14 protein-coding genes are annotated in these 15733 nt (G+C 61.7%); 10 read left to right on the forward strand and 4 right to left on the reverse strand.

Going from position 1 to position 15733, the window contains the following annotated elements:
- Positions 1 to 224 precede the first annotated feature (224 nt).
- Positions 225 to 1514 carry a M18 family aminopeptidase gene (locus J3P85_RS21745; protein WP_072406529.1) on the forward strand — a complete coding sequence of 430 codons (1290 nt, stop codon included), beginning with the start codon at positions 225 to 227 and terminating at the stop codon, positions 1512 to 1514.
- 231 nt (positions 1515 to 1745) lie between these two features.
- The gene (locus J3P85_RS21750; RefSeq protein WP_434703453.1) at positions 1746 to 1928 is read left to right on the forward strand and encodes a hypothetical protein; all 183 of its coding nucleotides are present in this window, start codon (positions 1746 to 1748) and stop codon (positions 1926 to 1928) included.
- A 22-nt stretch (positions 1929 to 1950) separates the two neighbouring features.
- Here J3P85_RS21750 and J3P85_RS21755 read toward each other — a convergent pair whose 3' ends face one another.
- Entirely contained in the window at positions 1951 to 2682 is a 732-nt protein-coding gene (locus J3P85_RS21755; RefSeq protein WP_434703455.1) for a UTRA domain-containing protein, read from the reverse strand.
- Between the two features lie 349 nt (positions 2683 to 3031).
- Here J3P85_RS21755 and J3P85_RS21760 point away from each other — a divergent pair, with 349 nt between their 5' ends.
- The 6 genes from J3P85_RS21760 to J3P85_RS21785 all read left to right on the forward strand — a co-directional run bounded on the left by J3P85_RS21760 (position 3032) and on the right by J3P85_RS21785 (position 8432).
- Entirely contained in the window at positions 3032 to 4099 is a 1068-nt protein-coding gene (locus J3P85_RS21760; protein ID WP_434703456.1) for an ABC transporter substrate-binding protein, read from the forward strand.
- Positions 4100 to 4310: 211 nt separating this feature from the next.
- Entirely contained in the window at positions 4311 to 5117 is an 807-nt protein-coding gene (locus J3P85_RS21765; protein WP_434703457.1) for an alkaline phosphatase family protein, read from the forward strand.
- 5 nt (positions 5118 to 5122) lie between these two features.
- Positions 5123 to 5959: an ABC transporter permease gene (locus tag J3P85_RS21770; protein WP_434706415.1), complete on the forward strand. Its 837-nt coding sequence runs from the start codon at positions 5123 to 5125 to the stop codon at positions 5957 to 5959.
- On the forward strand, positions 5946 to 6746 hold the full coding sequence (locus J3P85_RS21775; protein WP_250964667.1) for an ABC transporter permease: 801 nt from the start codon (positions 5946 to 5948) through the stop codon (positions 6744 to 6746). Before J3P85_RS21770 ends, J3P85_RS21775 begins: the two co-directional genes overlap by 14 nt.
- On the forward strand, positions 6743 to 7732 hold the full coding sequence (locus J3P85_RS21780) for an ABC transporter ATP-binding protein (protein ID WP_434703458.1): 990 nt from the start codon (positions 6743 to 6745) through the stop codon (positions 7730 to 7732). The genes J3P85_RS21775 and J3P85_RS21780 overlap by 4 nt, the downstream gene beginning before the upstream one ends.
- Before the next feature lie 46 nt (positions 7733 to 7778).
- Positions 7779 to 8432 (forward strand): HAD family hydrolase, encoded by a 654-nt coding sequence (locus J3P85_RS21785; protein ID WP_186710133.1) that lies wholly within the window; start codon positions 7779 to 7781, stop codon positions 8430 to 8432.
- 299 nt (positions 8433 to 8731) lie between these two features.
- Here J3P85_RS21785 and J3P85_RS21790 read toward each other — a convergent pair whose 3' ends face one another.
- The 3 genes from J3P85_RS21790 to J3P85_RS21800 form a co-directional block, all read right to left on the reverse strand.
- Positions 8732 to 9532, reverse strand: a complete 801-nt coding sequence (locus J3P85_RS21790) for a DUF2182 domain-containing protein (RefSeq protein ID WP_434703460.1) — start codon at positions 9530 to 9532, stop codon at positions 8732 to 8734.
- A gap of 2 nt (positions 9533 to 9534) precedes the next feature.
- On the reverse strand, positions 9535 to 10170 hold the full coding sequence (locus J3P85_RS21795) for a DUF1326 domain-containing protein (protein ID WP_434703461.1): 636 nt from the start codon (positions 10168 to 10170) through the stop codon (positions 9535 to 9537).
- A 238-nt stretch (positions 10171 to 10408) separates the two neighbouring features.
- Positions 10409 to 11371 (reverse strand): zinc-binding dehydrogenase, encoded by a 963-nt coding sequence (locus J3P85_RS21800; protein ID WP_434703462.1) that lies wholly within the window; start codon positions 11369 to 11371, stop codon positions 10409 to 10411.
- Positions 11372 to 11510: 139 nt separating this feature from the next.
- Between J3P85_RS21800 and J3P85_RS21805 the strand changes: the two genes are divergently transcribed.
- Together J3P85_RS21805 and J3P85_RS21810 are read left to right on the forward strand one after the other, a co-directional pair.
- Positions 11511 to 13589: a carboxy terminal-processing peptidase gene (locus J3P85_RS21805; RefSeq protein WP_186710148.1), complete on the forward strand. Its 2079-nt coding sequence runs from the start codon at positions 11511 to 11513 to the stop codon at positions 13587 to 13589.
- A 118-nt stretch (positions 13590 to 13707) separates the two neighbouring features.
- On the forward strand, positions 13708 to 15495 hold the full coding sequence (locus J3P85_RS21810; RefSeq protein WP_434703464.1) for a bifunctional diguanylate cyclase/phosphodiesterase: 1788 nt from the start codon (positions 13708 to 13710) through the stop codon (positions 15493 to 15495).
- Positions 15496 to 15733: the final 238 nt, after the last annotated feature.

Here is a 15733-nt window from a genome sequence, read left to right on the forward strand (position 1 = left end):
GCTCACTCCCACAGGGATTTGGGGCGGACGCTGAAACCGGATCCGACACGCAAACCAACGTGGGAGCGAGCTTGCTCGCGATGCGGTGTGTCAGACGACAACCCTGTTGGCTGATCTGACGCTATCGCGAGCAAGCTCGCTCCCACAGTCTGCACAACGAACAGATGCCTCCCCATCCGTCACCAATACGGTAAACTCCCGCCCATCGCTGTCTGGAGTGATTTATGCGCGCAGAGTTGAACCAAGGCCTGATCGACTTCCTCAAGGCCTCCCCTACCCCGTTTCATGCCACCGCCAGCCTGGCCAAGCGCCTGGAGGCGGCCGGTTACCAGCGTCTTGACGAACGCGAGACTTGGGCCACCGAGGCCAACGGTCGTTATTACGTCACGCGCAACGACTCTTCGATCATTGCCTTCAAGCTCGGCCGCCACTCACCGCTGCACGACGGCATCCGCCTGGTCGGCGCCCACACCGACAGCCCCTGCCTGCGGGTCAAGCCGCAGCCGGAACTGCAACGCCACGGGTTCTGGCAACTGGGGGTGGAAGTCTACGGCGGCGCGCTGCTGGCGCCATGGTTCGACCGTGACCTGTCCCTGGCCGGGCGCGTGACCTTCCGCCGCGATGGCAAGGTCGAGAGCCAACTGATCGATTTCAAGGCGCCGATCGCCACGATTCCGAACCTGGCCATTCACCTCAATCGCGAAGCCAACCAAGGCTGGGCCATCAACCCGCAAAACGAACTGCCGCCGATCCTCGCGCAGTTCGCCGGTGACGAGCGCGTCGATTTCCGTGCGGTGCTCACCGATCAACTGGCTCGGGAACACGGCCTGAACGCCGACGTGGTGCTCGATTACGAGTTGAGCTTCTACGACACCCAAAGCGCCGCGGTCATTGGCCTGCATGGTGATTTCATTGCCGGCGCGCGCCTGGACAACCTGCTGTCATGCTACGCCGGCCTGCAAGCCTTGCTGAACGCCGACACTGAAGAAACCTGCGTGCTGGTGTGCAACGATCACGAGGAGGTCGGCTCATGTTCAGCCTGTGGCGCCGACGGGCCGATGCTGGAACAGACCCTGCGTCGCCTGCTGCCCGAAGGTGAAGAATTCGTACGGACCATTCAGAAATCCCTGCTGGTTTCGGCGGACAACGCCCACGGCGTGCACCCCAACTATGCCGACAAGCACGACGCCAACCACGGCCCCAAGCTCAACGCCGGCCCGGTGATCAAGGTCAACAGCAACCAGCGCTACGCCACCAACAGCGAAACCGCCGGGTTCTTCCGCCATTTGTGCATGGCCGAAGAAGTGCCGGTGCAGAGCTTCGTGGTGCGCAGCGACATGGGCTGCGGCTCGACCATCGGCCCGATCACCGCCAGCCAGCTGGGCGTGCGCACCGTGGACATCGGCCTGCCGACCTTCGCCATGCATTCGATCCGCGAACTGTGCGGCAGCCATGACCTGGCGCATTTGGTGAAGGTGCTGAGCGCGTTTTATGCGAGTCGCGAGTTGCCATAGCTGCAATTGCAGCTAAACCCTGTGGCGAGGGAGCTTGCTCCCGCTGGGTGGCGCAGCCGCCCCAAATCTGTACTGAATGCAGATCGGCCAGTGCTGCGCACTGGAGCGGGAGCAAGCTCCCTCGCCACAATGATGTCCACCTCAAATTCTGGGGAGGCTGTGACACACATCAGCCCACCCCAACCAAACCCCAACTAGACTGTCCTTATCCCCCTCGACAAGGCCGTCGTCATGACCTCGATGTCTGCGCTCAACGCCATGCTGGTGCCCATCATCGCCGGCATGATCCTGCTGGCCATCGGTTTCAACTTCCGTGACAAGAGCGTCGGCGTCTTCGCCATGTGGATCGGCATGTTGTTGATCCTCGCCACGGTGGTGATCAAGATCCTGAGCAAGCTCAACGAATCGCTCTGAGCCTGGCTCCGGCCACCGGCGATTATTCCGGCACAGGTTGCTCCGGCACATCCACCCCGACATGGATCGCATCGTGGCGCCAGAATTCCAGGTCGCAGTCGATCAGCCGCTGGTGCTGGTCATAGTTGACCCGTGCGATGCGCAGCCCGGGGCTGCCCACTGAGACCCTCAATGCCGCCGCCGCTTCCGGCTGTAACGAGGTGGGCACGATTTCGAACTTCACCCGGCCGTAGTGCAGGTCGTAATGGCGGGCGTACAGCTCGGTGATGGACTGGTTGAGGTCGAACCCGAGGATGTCCGGGAAATACTGCGGGTTCAGGTAGTGCTCGACGTACAGCACCAGCCGCTCATCGATACGCCGCACACGGCAGATCTGGATCACGCTGGACAGCGCCGGCAACTGCAACCAGGCACACACGGCCGCCGAAGCCGGTTGCAGGCGTGCAGAAATCATTTGGGTAGAAGGCACACGCCCCTGGGCCGCGACCATGGCGTGGAAATGGCTGCGCTGCATCAGGTTGTAGGCCAGGCGCGGCGGCGAGACGAACCAGCCCCGGCGCTCCTCCCGATAGATCTGCCCCTGGGCTTCGAGCTGCAACAACGCTTCGCGCACGGTGATCCGCGTAGTCCCGAACAATTCACTGAGCTTGCGCTCGGCCGGCAACTTGCTGCCGGGCGCCAGCAACCCGTGGTCGAGTTGCTCCTGCAGCACCTGTCCAATGGCTGTCACCGCTTTGGTTGCATCGATGCGCATCAACGTTACCTATCTGGACTAGACCAGCACTGTTTCGGGGCAGGATAGACGGCTCATCGATCCGCTTCTGAGTCCAGCAAGCCTAGGCACTGCACATGACTGGCAGATGACAGAGCCGCCGAACGGTCGTTTTGCCAGCGTGCAAATTAACGGCCAAGTCCTTGCAGATCAGCTGTTTAACCATGGTCTACGCTTAATTCGCAGCCAACCCCCACGAGCCGGGCATTTCCCGCCGCCTGCGGCACCGACATGAAAATGTCACAGGGCTCGCCTACATTGGCTCAGGTATTGCTGACCTAGACCAACACAACCGCAATCGCAGCGTTGAAAACGCCCATAGGAGCTTCGGATGAAACAGCTTTTCCTGGCATCACTGTTAGGCTCGACCATTGCCATGTGCACCGCCGCCATGGCCGCTGACACCGATCTGAAAACGTTGGAAGCCGCTGCGAAAGCGGAAGGCGCCGTCAACAGCGTCGGCATGCCCGATGACTGGGCAAACTGGAAAGGCACCTGGGAGGACCTGGCCAAGCTCTACGGCTTGAAACACATCGACACCGACATGAGCTCGGCCCAGGAAATCGCCAAGTTCGCCGCCGAAAAAGACAACGCCAGCGCCGACATCGGCGACGTCGGTGCGGCCTTCGGCCCGATCGCGGTCAAGCAGGGCGTGGTCCAGCCCTACAAGCCAAGCACCTGGGAACAAGTACCGGCCTGGGCCAAGGACAAGGACGGCAACTGGGCATTGGCCTACACCGGCACCATCGCCTTCATCGTCAACAAGAAGCTGCTGCACGGCTCCGAAGTGCCGACCAAATGGGCCGACCTGAAGACCGGCAAGTACAAAGTCTCCATCGGTGACGTGAGCACCGCCGCCCAGGCCGCCAACGGCGTGCTGGCCGCGGCCCTGGCCAACGGCGGCGATGAGAAGAACCTTCAACCGGCGCTGTTGATGTTCGCCGATATCGCCAAGCAAGGACGCCTGTCCATGGCCAACCCGACCATCGCCACGATGGAAAAAGGTGAAGTCGAAGTCGGCGTGGTCTGGGACTTCAACGGCCTGAGCTACAAGGCCAAGATGGCCAACCCCGATGACTACGTCGTACTGATTCCGTCCGACGGCTCGGTGATCTCCGGCTACACCACCATCATCAACAAATATGCCAAGCACCCGAACGCCGCCAAGCTGGCCCGTGAGTACATCTTCAGCGACGCCGGCCAGATCAACCTGGCCAAGGGCAACGCCCGTCCAATCCGCGCCGAGCACCTCAAACTGCCGGAAGAGGTCCAGGCCAAACTGCTGCCGAACGAGCAGTACAAAGGCGTGACCCCGATCAAGGATGCGGATGCGTGGGAGAAGACTTCCAAGGCACTGCCGCAGAAGTGGCAGGAAGAAGTGATCATCAACATGCAATAAGGCGGTCGCTCCCGCTCGGAGATCCACTGGAAATCCAACTGTGAGAGCACGCCCTGTGGGAGCGAGCTTGCTCGCGATGAACGATGACACGGTGCCGCAGTTGAACCGTGTCGCCCTCATCGCGAGCAAGCTCGCTCCCACAGAAGCTGGTTCTCACATCAGGTTCCTGGGGATCCGAGTTTTCTGGTATCTGCCCGGAGTCCCGGTACCCATGAAGCACAACGTCATCCTGGTGGTGCTCGACGGTCTCAACCATGAGGTCGCCCGGCATGCCATGGGGCATTTGCAGGCTTACGTCGGCGCAGGACGCGCGGCCCTCTACAAACTGGAATGTGAGCTGCCCGCCCTGTCCCGCCCGCTCTACGAATGCATCCTCACCGGCGTCGTGCCCATCGATAGCGGGATCGTGCACAACAACGTCTCGCGCCTGTCGAACCAGCGCAGCATTTTCCACTACGCCACCCAGGCTGGCCTGAGCACGGCGGCTGCGGCGTATCACTGGGTCAGCGAACTCTACAACGCGTCCCCCTTCGTCGCCGGTCGCGATCGGCACACCGACAACCCCGACCTGCCGATCCAATACGGGCATTTCTATTGGAATGACCACTACCCCGATTCCCATCTGTTCGCCGATGCCGAACACCTGCGCCAACGCTACTTGCCGAACTTCCTGCTGGTGCACCCGATGAACATCGACGACGCCGGCCACAAGCACGGCCTCGACACCCCGCAATACCGCAACAGCGCGCGCTCGGCCGATATCAACCTGGCGGTCTATCTGCAAGCGTGGCTCGACGCCGGTTACCAGGTGCTGGTGACCGCCGACCATGGCATGAACAACGACCGTTCCCACAACGGCCTGCTGGCTGAAGAACGGGAAGTGCCGCTGTTCGTACTGGGTGACGGCTTCAGTCTCGATCCCGCTGCCGCGCCCAAGCAGACCGAACTGTGCGGCACGATTTGCCAATTGCTCGGCGTCGACCACGACAAACCTTATTGCCAGGAGCTACTCAAGTGAACGCCATGACGCGCGGCAAATGGCTGGCAGCGTTGTGCCTGGTGCCCTTCGCGATTTTCTTCATCGTGTTCCAGATCGCCCCGCTGCTCTGGGTGCTGGTCAACAGCCTGGAATCGGAAGAGTTCGGCTGGGGCCTGGCCAACTTCAGCAAGATCTTCAGTTCGAAGTTTTATCGGCAGGCAATCCAGCACAGCCTGGAGATCAGCTTCTGGTCCAGCGTGTTCGGCATCGTCATTGCCATGCTCGGCAGCTATTCCCTGCGCCGAGTGGATTCGCGGCTGCGCAATTTCGTCAATGCGTTCGCCAACATGACCAGCAACTTCGCCGGCGTGCCCCTGGCCTTCGCCTTCATCATCTTGCTGGGGTTCAACGGCAGCATCACGCTCATGCTCAAGCAGGCGGGGATCATCGAGGATTTCAACCTGTATTCGAAAACCGGGTTGATCATTCTCTACACCTACTTCCAGATTCCCCTGGGCGTGCTGCTGCTCTACCCGGCCTTCGACGCCCTGCGCGAAGACTGGCGCGAGTCCGCCGAGTTGCTCGGCGCCAACGGCTGGCAGTTCTGGCGGCACATCGGCTTGCCGGTGCTGACCCCGGCGCTGCTGGGGACTTTCGTGATCCTGCTGGCCAACGCCCTCGGCGCCTACGCCACGGTCTACGCGTTGACCACCGGCAACTTCAACGTGCTGCCGATCCGCATCGCCGCCATGGTCTCCGGCGACATTTCCCTCGACCCAAACATGGCCAGTGCCCTGGCCGTGATACTGGTGGCGTTGATGACCGTGGTGACCGTCGTCCATCAGTTGCTGCTCAAGAGGAGCTACCATGTCTCGCGCTGAACCGGGCTCCGTCGGGCTCTATCATCGGATAGTGGTATACCTGCTGTTCGCCATCCTGCTGCTGCCCCTCGCCGGCACACTCGTCTACTCCATCGCCAGCAGTTGGTCGGCCACCGTGCTGCCCAGTGGCTTCACCTTCAAATGGTATGTGCAGTTGTGGAGCGATCCGCGTTTTCTCCACGCCTTCGGTCAATCGCTGCTGGTCTGTGTCGGTGCGCTGGTGCTCTCGGTGGTGTTGATTCTGCCGTTGCTGTTCGTGGTGCATTACCACTTCCCCAAGCTCGACGCATTGATGAACATCCTCATCCTGCTGCCCTTCGCGGTGCCGCCGGTGGTGTCGTCGGTGGGGCTGTTGCAACTCTATGGTTCCGGGCCGCTGGCGATGGTCGGTACGCCGTGGATCCTGATCGGTTGCTACTTCACCGTCGCCCTGCCCTTCATGTACCGGGCGATCACCAATAACCTGCAAGCGATCAACCTGCGCGACTTGATGGACGCCGCCCAACTGCTCGGCGCCAGTACCTTCCAGGCCGCGTTCCTGGTGGTGCTGCCGAACCTGCGCAAGGGCCTGATGGTGGCGCTGCTGCTGTCCTTTTCGTTTCTGTTCGGCGAATTCGTGTTTGCCAACATTCTCGTCGGCACCCGCTATGAAACCCTGCAGGTGTACCTGAACAACATGCGCAACAGCAGCGGTCACTTCACCAGTGCCCTGGTGATTTCCTACTTCTTCTTCGTACTGGTCCTGACCTGGGCGGCCAACATCTTGAGCAAGGACAAAAGCCAATGAGCTACGTCAGCGTCCAACACCTGCAAAAAAGCTACGCCGGCACGCCGGTGTTCAGCGACATCAACTGCGAGATCGGCAAGGGCGAATTCGTCACCCTCCTCGGCCCTTCCGGTTGCGGCAAATCCACGCTGTTGCGCTGCATCGCCGGCCTGACTGCGGTGGATGCCGGCCAGATCATCCTCGACGGGCAAGACATCGTCCCGCTGAGTCCGCAGAAACGCGGCATCGGCATGGTTTTCCAGAGCTACGCCTTGTTTCCCAACATGACCGTGGAGCAGAACGTCGCCTTCGGCCTGCGCATGCAGAAGGTCGATGCCGGGGACAGCTGCCAGCGGGTGCTGGAGATCCTGCGCCTGGTGGAGCTGCATGAGTTTGCCGGCCGCTATCCCCATCAACTCTCCGGCGGCCAATGCCAGCGCGTCGCCCTGGCCCGCTCCCTGGTCACACGACCGCGCCTGTTGCTGCTGGACGAGCCGCTGTCGGCCCTGGATGCGCGGATTCGCAAGCACTTGCGCGAACAGATCCGACAGATCCAGCGTGAGTTGGGCCTGACCACGATCTTCGTCACACACGATCAGGAAGAAGCCCTGACCATGTCTGACCGGATTTTCCTGATGAACCAAGGAAAGATCGTACAAAGCGGCGATGCCGAAACCCTTTACACGGCGCCAGTCGATGTCTTTGCCGCCGGCTTCATCGGCAACTACAACCTGCTGGACGCCGACAGCGCGAGCAAACTGCTGCAGCGGCCAGTGAGCGGTCGCATCGCCATCCGCCCGGAGGCCATCGAGCTGAGCCGCAGCGGCCAGGCCGACGCGCTGATTCGCAGCCACAGCCTGTTGGGCAACGTCATCCGCTACCGGGTCGAGGCCCGCGGCGTGGAGCTGGTGGTGGATGTGCTCAATCGCTCGGCCGCCGACCTGCATGCCGACGGCACACGGCTGGCACTTTCCATCGATCCGTCGGCCCTGTGTGAGGTAGCCTGACGGCCTTGTTGATTTTGAAGCTGATCTTAAGAAGGAAGACGTGCTGATGGCCCTGGCAATTTTTGATTTGGACGAAACCCTGATCCACGGCGACTGCGCCACCCTTTGGAGTGAGCAAATGGGCCGCCTGGGCTGGGTCGATCCCGAGTCGTTCATGCGGCGCAACAACGAGCTGATGGATGCCTACAGCCACGGCAAGTTGAGCATGGAAACGTACATGGACTTCAGCCTGGAGCCGATGATCGGCCGCACGCCCGAGGAAATCGAACATCTGGTGGCGCCGTGGGTGGAAGATTTCATCGAGCCGATCATCTTCAGCGACGCCACCAAGGCCATCGCCGAACACCGCAAGGCCGGTGACCGGATCCTGGTGATCTCGGCCTCGGGCACACACCTGGTCAAGCCGATTGCCGAACGCCTGGGCATCGACGAAATCCTGGCCATCGAACTGGAAGTGGCCCATGGGGTGTACAGCGGCCAGACCGTCGGCACCCTGACCTACCGCGAAGGCAAGATCGCCCGGCTGCTGGACTGGCTGGATGCCGAGGAAGAGAACCTGGAAGGCGCGAGTTTTTATTCCGACTCGCGCAATGACTTGCCGCTGTTGCTCAAGGTCGATCACCCGCACGTGGTGAACCCCGACCCGGTATTGAAGGCCCATGCCGAATCGGCCGGCTGGCCGATTCATACCTGGAAATAAATACCGGACGGGAACAAAACTCCGGCCCCTGTGGCGAGGGAGCTTGCTCCCGCTCGGCTGCGTAGCAGTCGTAAACCGGCTTACGCGGTCTACCTGGATAGTTGCGTCGTCCCGATTGGGGCGGCTGCGCCACCCAGCGGGAGCAAGCTCCCTCGCCACGGGGGCGATCCAGGCTTGCGAATACAGGACTCGTGGGAGCGAGCTTGCTCGCGATGGCGGTAGGTCAGCCGGCATTGATTTAGCTGACACACCGCCATCGCGAGCAAGCTCGCTCCCACAGGTTCAGGTTCAACCTGGTTCTACCAGGGCCTGTTGCCCAGCAGCAGCCACAAGCCCCAGCCGAGCAACAACACACCGCAGAGACGACTGAGCCAGCGTCCCTGGGACAAGTTTTTTTCCAGCAGGATGAAGGCACCGATCACTGCCACCCAAAGCAGGTTCATCACCCCGACCACGAACAGCAGGCCCATCAGGGCCCAGCAGCAGCCCAGGCAGTAAGCGCCATGGGCCAGGCCCATGCGCCAGCCGCCGAGTACGTCGGGGCGCCAGTAGCCGAGAAGAAAATGCAGCGGCCCGCGACAATGCTCAAGGCAGGCCGTCTTGCCTGGCAGCCACTGATAGACCCCAGCGACCAGCAACAGGCCGGCGCCCAGCGCGGTACTGGTGGTGCGCATTCCCGGGCTGAGCAACGCGAGCTGCTCAAGCGCCCATTGCAGCGCCGTGGCGCCGAGGGCGAAGCCGGCCCAGACCAGGCCATAGGCACTGCAGAACAGCAGCAGGGCCAGGTGTCGCTGCGGTGTCGGCATGCGCTTGCGCAGCATCTGCTGGTAGATCAGCAACATGGGCAGGGCGCTGGGCAGCATCATGCCGATCATCATCACCGTCCACATGGCGAACATCAGCAGCGCATCGGCCGGGCTCCAGGGCATGATCATGCCGGCCATAGCCGCATCCGCCATGCCGCCCGGCGCACTCATGTCGCGGGCCATGCGCAGCAGTGTCAGCCAGGCCAGGGCGGTCAGCCCGAGCAGGCAGAGCAGCAGGAGCCACTGCTCGCCTGTCAGCCGCTTGCCCGGGGTCGCCGCCTGGGGTTCTGCCATCGCTACGGCTCTATGCCGTGGCCGGTGAAGTGCACGTGGGCGAGGTGGCTGTGACTGCCCTGGGATTGCAGCTTGAGGGCTGAATGCGTCTGGTAGCTGCCGCTGGCGACTTCGGCCTCATGGAACTCGAAGCCCTCGGGCAGGGACAGGCGGACGCGATGCGGTGAGCCGTCGATCGGGCTGCGGATCGGCTCGCCGCTGGCCTGCAACACGCCTGGAATGTCCAGGTGCGCCAAGCGCTGGTCGACATCGATGGATAGGGTGATGGGCACGAACAGCGGATCGAACGCTTTAGTCATGGTGCTGCTGAACACCTGGAACACGTTGGCCCCAGGGTCGCTCTCCAGTCCAGAAAGGATCGTCAGCAGGGCCTGGCGTTGCGCCTCGTCGGCACGTTCATCGATGAACACCTGACAACTGCCGTTGCCCTCGTGGATGGCGCCCGGCCAAGCGAAAGTGGCTGCCCAACACAAGCCGTCCAGCGCCACCTGATTGAAATACCCGTGTTCCACTCGCATCGACGCCACCGCCTGGCAGTGGCCGTGGGTCGGTGGCGCATTGAACTGGCAGGGGCAGCCCCAATTGCAGTTGCAGGCAATGAATTCGACGCCCTGCATGCGCCATTCGGCGATGGCCATGATCAACCTCTTCACCCCACGGGTGAAATGAAAGCTGCGGTTACCCCATCCCCATTAGTTAACGCTAGCAGGACGCGCGCATCGGATACGGGCTGCCGACCGAAGGTGCACAGTAGGCGCCCCTGCAAATAAACAAACCTGTGGGAGCGAGCTTGCTCGCGATGGCGGTCGATCATTCAACAACGTCATTGACTGTCACATCGCTATCGCGAGCAAGCTCGCTCCCACAGGGTCGAAATCAGCTCAGGCTTTCATCGATCAGCAGCACCAACTTTCCGGACACCTGGTTGGTCGCCAGCTCGGCAAACGCCGCCTCGGCATCCTTGATCGCGAAGGTCCGCGCCAGTTGCGGGCTCAGGCGTTTGTCGGCAAACAGCGGCCACACTTGTTGCCCCAGTTCGCTGATCAGGTCGGCCTTGAACTGCTCGTCGCGACTGCGCAAGGTCGAGCCGAGCAGTTGGATACGCTTGCCCAGCACCTGTGCCAGATCGAGTTCGGTCGTGCGCCCGCCCATCAGGCCGATCAACACCCAGCGGCCGTCAACTGACAAAAGTTTCACGTTGAGTTTGGCGTAGCTGCCGCCCACCGGATCGAGGATCACGTCGAAGGGGCCAAGGTCGTTCAGACTCTCCAGGCCATCGGTGCGAATTACACCGCCCTGGGCGCCCAAGGCCTCGCAATAGGCCAGCCGTTCGGCCGACCCGACACTGACCCAGCAGGGGTTGCCAAAGGCCTTGCACAACTGGATCGCGGCCGAGCCGACGCCGCTGGCGCCGGCGTGCAACAGCACTTTCTCGCCCGGTTTGAGCGCCGCCAACTGGAACAGATTCAGCCACGCGGTGCTGTAGACCTCAGGCAGCGCGGCCGCTTCAGCCAGTGACAAGCCCTCCGGCACCGGCAGCACATGCCGGCCATCGACCACCACTTCCTCGGCCATCCCGCCGCCAGCCAGCAACGCGCAAACGCGGTCGCCCACCTGCCAGGACGAGCCCGGCCCCACCTCGCTGATCACCCCGGAACACTCCAACCCCAACACTTGGCTGGCGCCGGGTGGCGGCGGGTAAAGCCCGGCTTTTTGCAACAAGTCGGCCCGATTCAGGCCGGCGGCCGCCACACGGATGCGAACTTGCCCGACATCACACGCCGGACTTGGCTCATCAGCCCATACCACTTGGCCTTCAACGCCTTGCAATGCTTTCACGGTGCCTCCATAGTGAGTCTCGACTGGGCCCGCTGCTTCAACGCCGGGCTTTCTTGCATTATGCGCCCGGGCCACATGGAACCGGCGACTTCAAAGACGGCCTAATATGCGTTATCAATTGTCCCTGCGTCGAATCAGCATGAAGCACCTGTTCCCCAGCACCGCCCTCGCGCTCGTCATTGGCCTCGGCCTGTTACCGTTGTCGAACGATACGTTCGCGGCCAACAGCTGGGACAAGCTTCAGCCCGACCGCGATGAAGTGATTGCCAGCCTTAACGTCGTCGAATTGCTCAAGCGCCATCACTACAGCAAGCCACCGCTCGATGACGCGCGCTCGGTCATCATCTATGACAGCTACCTGAAGCTGCTCGATCCATCGCGCAGTTACTTCCTGGCCAGCGACATCGCCGAATTCGACAAGTGGAAAACCCAGTTCGACGATTTCCTCAAGAGCGGCGACCTGAACGCCGGGTTCACCATCTACAAGCGTTACCTGGACCGCGTGAAGGCGCGCCTGGACTACACCCTGGCCGAACTGAACAAAGGCGTCGACAAAATCGACTTCAATGCCAAGGAAACCTTGCAAGTCGACCGCAAGGACGCCCCTTGGCTCAAAAGCACGGCCGAACTCGATGACCTGTGGCGCAAGCGCGTCAAGGACGAAGTGCTGCGCATGAAGATCGCCGGCAAGGACTCCAAGCAGATCCAGGAGACCCTGACCAAGCGCTACAAGAACCAGTTGGCGCGCCTGGACCAGACCCGCGCCGAGGATATTTTCCAGGCGTACATCAATACCTTCGCCATGTCCTACGACCCGCACACCAATTATCTGTCGCCGGATAACGCGGAAAACTTCGACATCAACATGAGCCTGTCCCTGGAAGGCATCGGTGCGGTGCTGCAGAGCGACAACGACCAGGTGAAAATCGTGCGCCTTGTCCCGGCAGGCCCGGCGGACAAGACCAAGCAGGTCAGCCCGGCAGACAAGATCATCGGTGTCGCCCAAGGCAACAAGGAAATGGTCGACGTGGTCGGCTGGCGCCTGGACGAAGTGGTCAAGCTGATCCGTGGCCCGAAAGGCTCGGTGGTGCGCCTGGAAGTCATCCCGGCCAGCAATGCGCCGAATGACCAGACCAGCAAGATCGTGGCCATCACCCGCGAAGCGGTGAAGCTGGAAGAACAGGCGGCGAAGAAATCGGTCCTCAACCTCAAGCAGGACGGCAAGGACTACAAGCTCGGCATCATCGAGATCCCGGCTTTCTACCTGGACTTCAAGGCCTTCCGCGCCGGGGATCCGAACTACAAGAGCACCACCCGCGACGTCAAGAAACTGCTGACCGAACTGCAAAAGGAAAAAGTCGACGGCGTGGTCATCGACTTGCGCAACAACGGCGGCGGCTCCCTGCAGGAAGCCACCGAGCTGACCAGCCTGTTCATCGACAAGGGCCCGACCGTGCTCGTGCGCAACGCCGATGGCCGAGTGGATGTGCTGGAAGACGAAAATCCGGGCGCGTTCTACAAGGGGCCGATGGCCTTGCTGGTCAATCGCCTGTCGGCGTCGGCCTCGGAGATTTTCGCCGGCGCCATGCAGGACTATCACCGTGCGCTGATCATCGGCGGCCAGACCTTCGGCAAAGGCACCGTGCAGACCATCCAGCCGCTCAACCACGGCGAGCTGAAACTGACCCTGGCGAAGTTCTACCGGGTGTCCGGCCAGAGCACCCAGCACCAAGGCGTGCTGCCTGACATTGATTACCCGTCGATCATCGACACCAAGGAAATCGGTGAAAGCGCCCTGCCCGAAGCCATGCCGTGGGACACCATCCGGCCGGCGATCAAACCGGCCGTGGACCCGTTCAAGCCGTTCCTGGCCCAACTCAAGTCGGACCATGACGCGCGCTCGTCCCAGGACGCGGAGTTCGTGTTTATCCGCGACAAGCTGGCCCTGGCGCAGAAGTTGATGATGGAAAAAACCGTCACCCTCAACGAAGCCGACCGTCGCGCGCAGCATGCCGACATCGAGGCCAAGCAACTGGCCATGGAAAACCTGCGTCGCAAGGCCAAGGGCGAAGAACCGCTCAAAGAGCTGAAGAAAGAGGACGAAGACCTGATCACCGAGCCGGAGAAAACCAAGCCGGAAGACGACGCCTACCTGAGCGAGACCGGACGGATCCTGCTGGATTACCTGAAACTCAACACGGCGATCGCCAAGCACTAAGATGATGGCCATTTAATGGTGATGCTCGTCGGAGTGTCATCAAACTGACATCAGTCTGTCGTGAAATACAGGACTGGGTGCCTCGCACCCGGTCCTTTTTTTATCGCCAGAGATTGCCATGACCACGACAGAACAGCTGAGTGCCTTGAGTTCGATCCTGGCTCAAAGCGGTTTGCACAGCCTGTTCCAACCGATCATCTGCCTTTCCGAACGGCGCATCGTGGGCTATGAAGCCTTGACCCGCGGCCCTTCCAACAGCCCGCTGCACTCCCCTATCGCATTGCTTTCGGTAGCGCGCCAAGCCGGACGCCTTAGCGAGCTGGAACTGGCCTGCCGCCGCAGCGCCTGCCAACGCTTCAATGAGCAAAAGCTGCCGGGCAAGCTGTTTCTCAACGTTTCGCCCGAATCCCTGCTGGAATCCGCGCACCAGACGGGACGCACGCTGCAATTGCTGCAAGACTTCGGCATCGCCCCCAGCCAGGTGGTGATCGAACTGACCGAACAGACCCCCATCGATGACTTCCAGCTCTTGCAAACCGCCCTGCATCATTACCGGGCGATGGGTTTCTCGATTGCCTTGGACGACCTCGGTGCCGGTTATTCGAGCCTGCGGCTGTGGTCCGAATTGCGCCCCGACTATGTGAAGATCGACCGGCACTTCATCGACGGCATTCATCAGGACGCCCTCAAGCGCGAGTTCGTCGGCTCGATCCTGAAAATCGCCCGGGCTTCCCGCGCCCAGGTGATTGCCGAGGGCATCGAACTGCCGGAAGAACTGGCGGTGCTGATCGAAATGGGCGTCGACCTGGTCCAGGGCTATCTGCTGGCCCGCCCCCAGGAACAACCGTCCCGCGATGCCAGGGCGCTGATGCCCCGGCAGGACAGCGGCGTGGTGGCGCTGAATGATGAGGTCAACGACCTCGGTGCCCTGCTCAACGAACAGCCGGCGGTGGCGCACGACACGCCGACAGCCTCCGTGCTGGAAGCGTTCCGGCGCCAGGCCAATCTCAACTCCCTGGCGGTGCTGGACAATCAGAATCAGCCCTGTGGCATCGTCCATCGCCATTCACTCTCGGACGCCTTGCTCAAGCCCTTTGCCACCGACCTGTTCGCCCGCAAGCCCATCAGTCGGCTGATGAGCGATGACTTCCTGGCGGTGGAGTTGAACCAGTCGCTGCAACAAGTCAGCCGCCTGATCACCAGCCGTGCCCGGCAACGCATCGAAGAAGATTTCATCATCACCCTCAACGGCGGCTACCTGGGCCTGGGCCGGGTGATCGACGTGCTCAAACTCATCACCGAACTGAAAATCCAACAGGCCCGCTACGCCAACCCGCTGACCCTGCTGCCGGGCAACGTGCCGATCCAGCAATGCCTCACCCGCCTGCTGCAACAACGGCAGGAGTCGGTGATCTGCTACGTCGACATCGACAGCTTCAAACCCTTCAACGACATCTACGGCTACGGTCGCGGCGACGAAGTCCTGCTGTGCCTGGCCCAATGCCTGAACGAACGCATCGACCCCAGCCGCGACTTCGTCGGCCACATCGGCGGCGACGACTTCCTGCTGGTTCTCGGCCCGGAAGACTGGCGCAAGCGCCTGGACCAACTGCTCAGCGACTTCCAGACCCACTGCCGGCGCTTCTACCGCCCCGAGCATTTGGAGGCGGGGTGTTTTACGGCGTTGAATCGGCAGGGGATTCGGCAGGAGTTTGCGTTGTTGTCATTGTCGATTGGCGTGGTGCACTTGCGTGCCGAGGCTTGTGGGGCGTTGGATGCCAGCCAGTTGGCGGAACTGGCTTCGCAGGCCAAGCACCATGCCAAGGAGATTTTGGGAGGGAGTGTGTATTTGGTGGAGGGGTTGGCAGAGCGGGAGGTTGTGGTGGAGTTGGGGTTGTCGGTGTAAGTGAGTCCCGCATTGGCCCGAACGCCTGGCGCTAACCCTGTGGCGAGGGAGCTTGCTCCCGCTGGGCTGCGCAGCAGCCCCCTCTTCTGACCGACGCCTCGGTGTGTCTGACTGACCGAGTGGGTTGTTTTTGGGGCTGCTTCGCAGCCCAGCGGGAGCAAGCTCCCTCGCCACAAAAGCGGTTTGGTGGTGCAGTAGGAACGATCATATCTTCACCTTTGAGACAAATCCCCTTATC

The organism is Pseudomonas sp. Z1-12, assembly GCF_051132015.1.
In the GTDB taxonomy this organism is placed as follows: Bacteria; Pseudomonadota; Gammaproteobacteria; order Pseudomonadales; family Pseudomonadaceae; genus Aquipseudomonas; species Aquipseudomonas zanjanensis.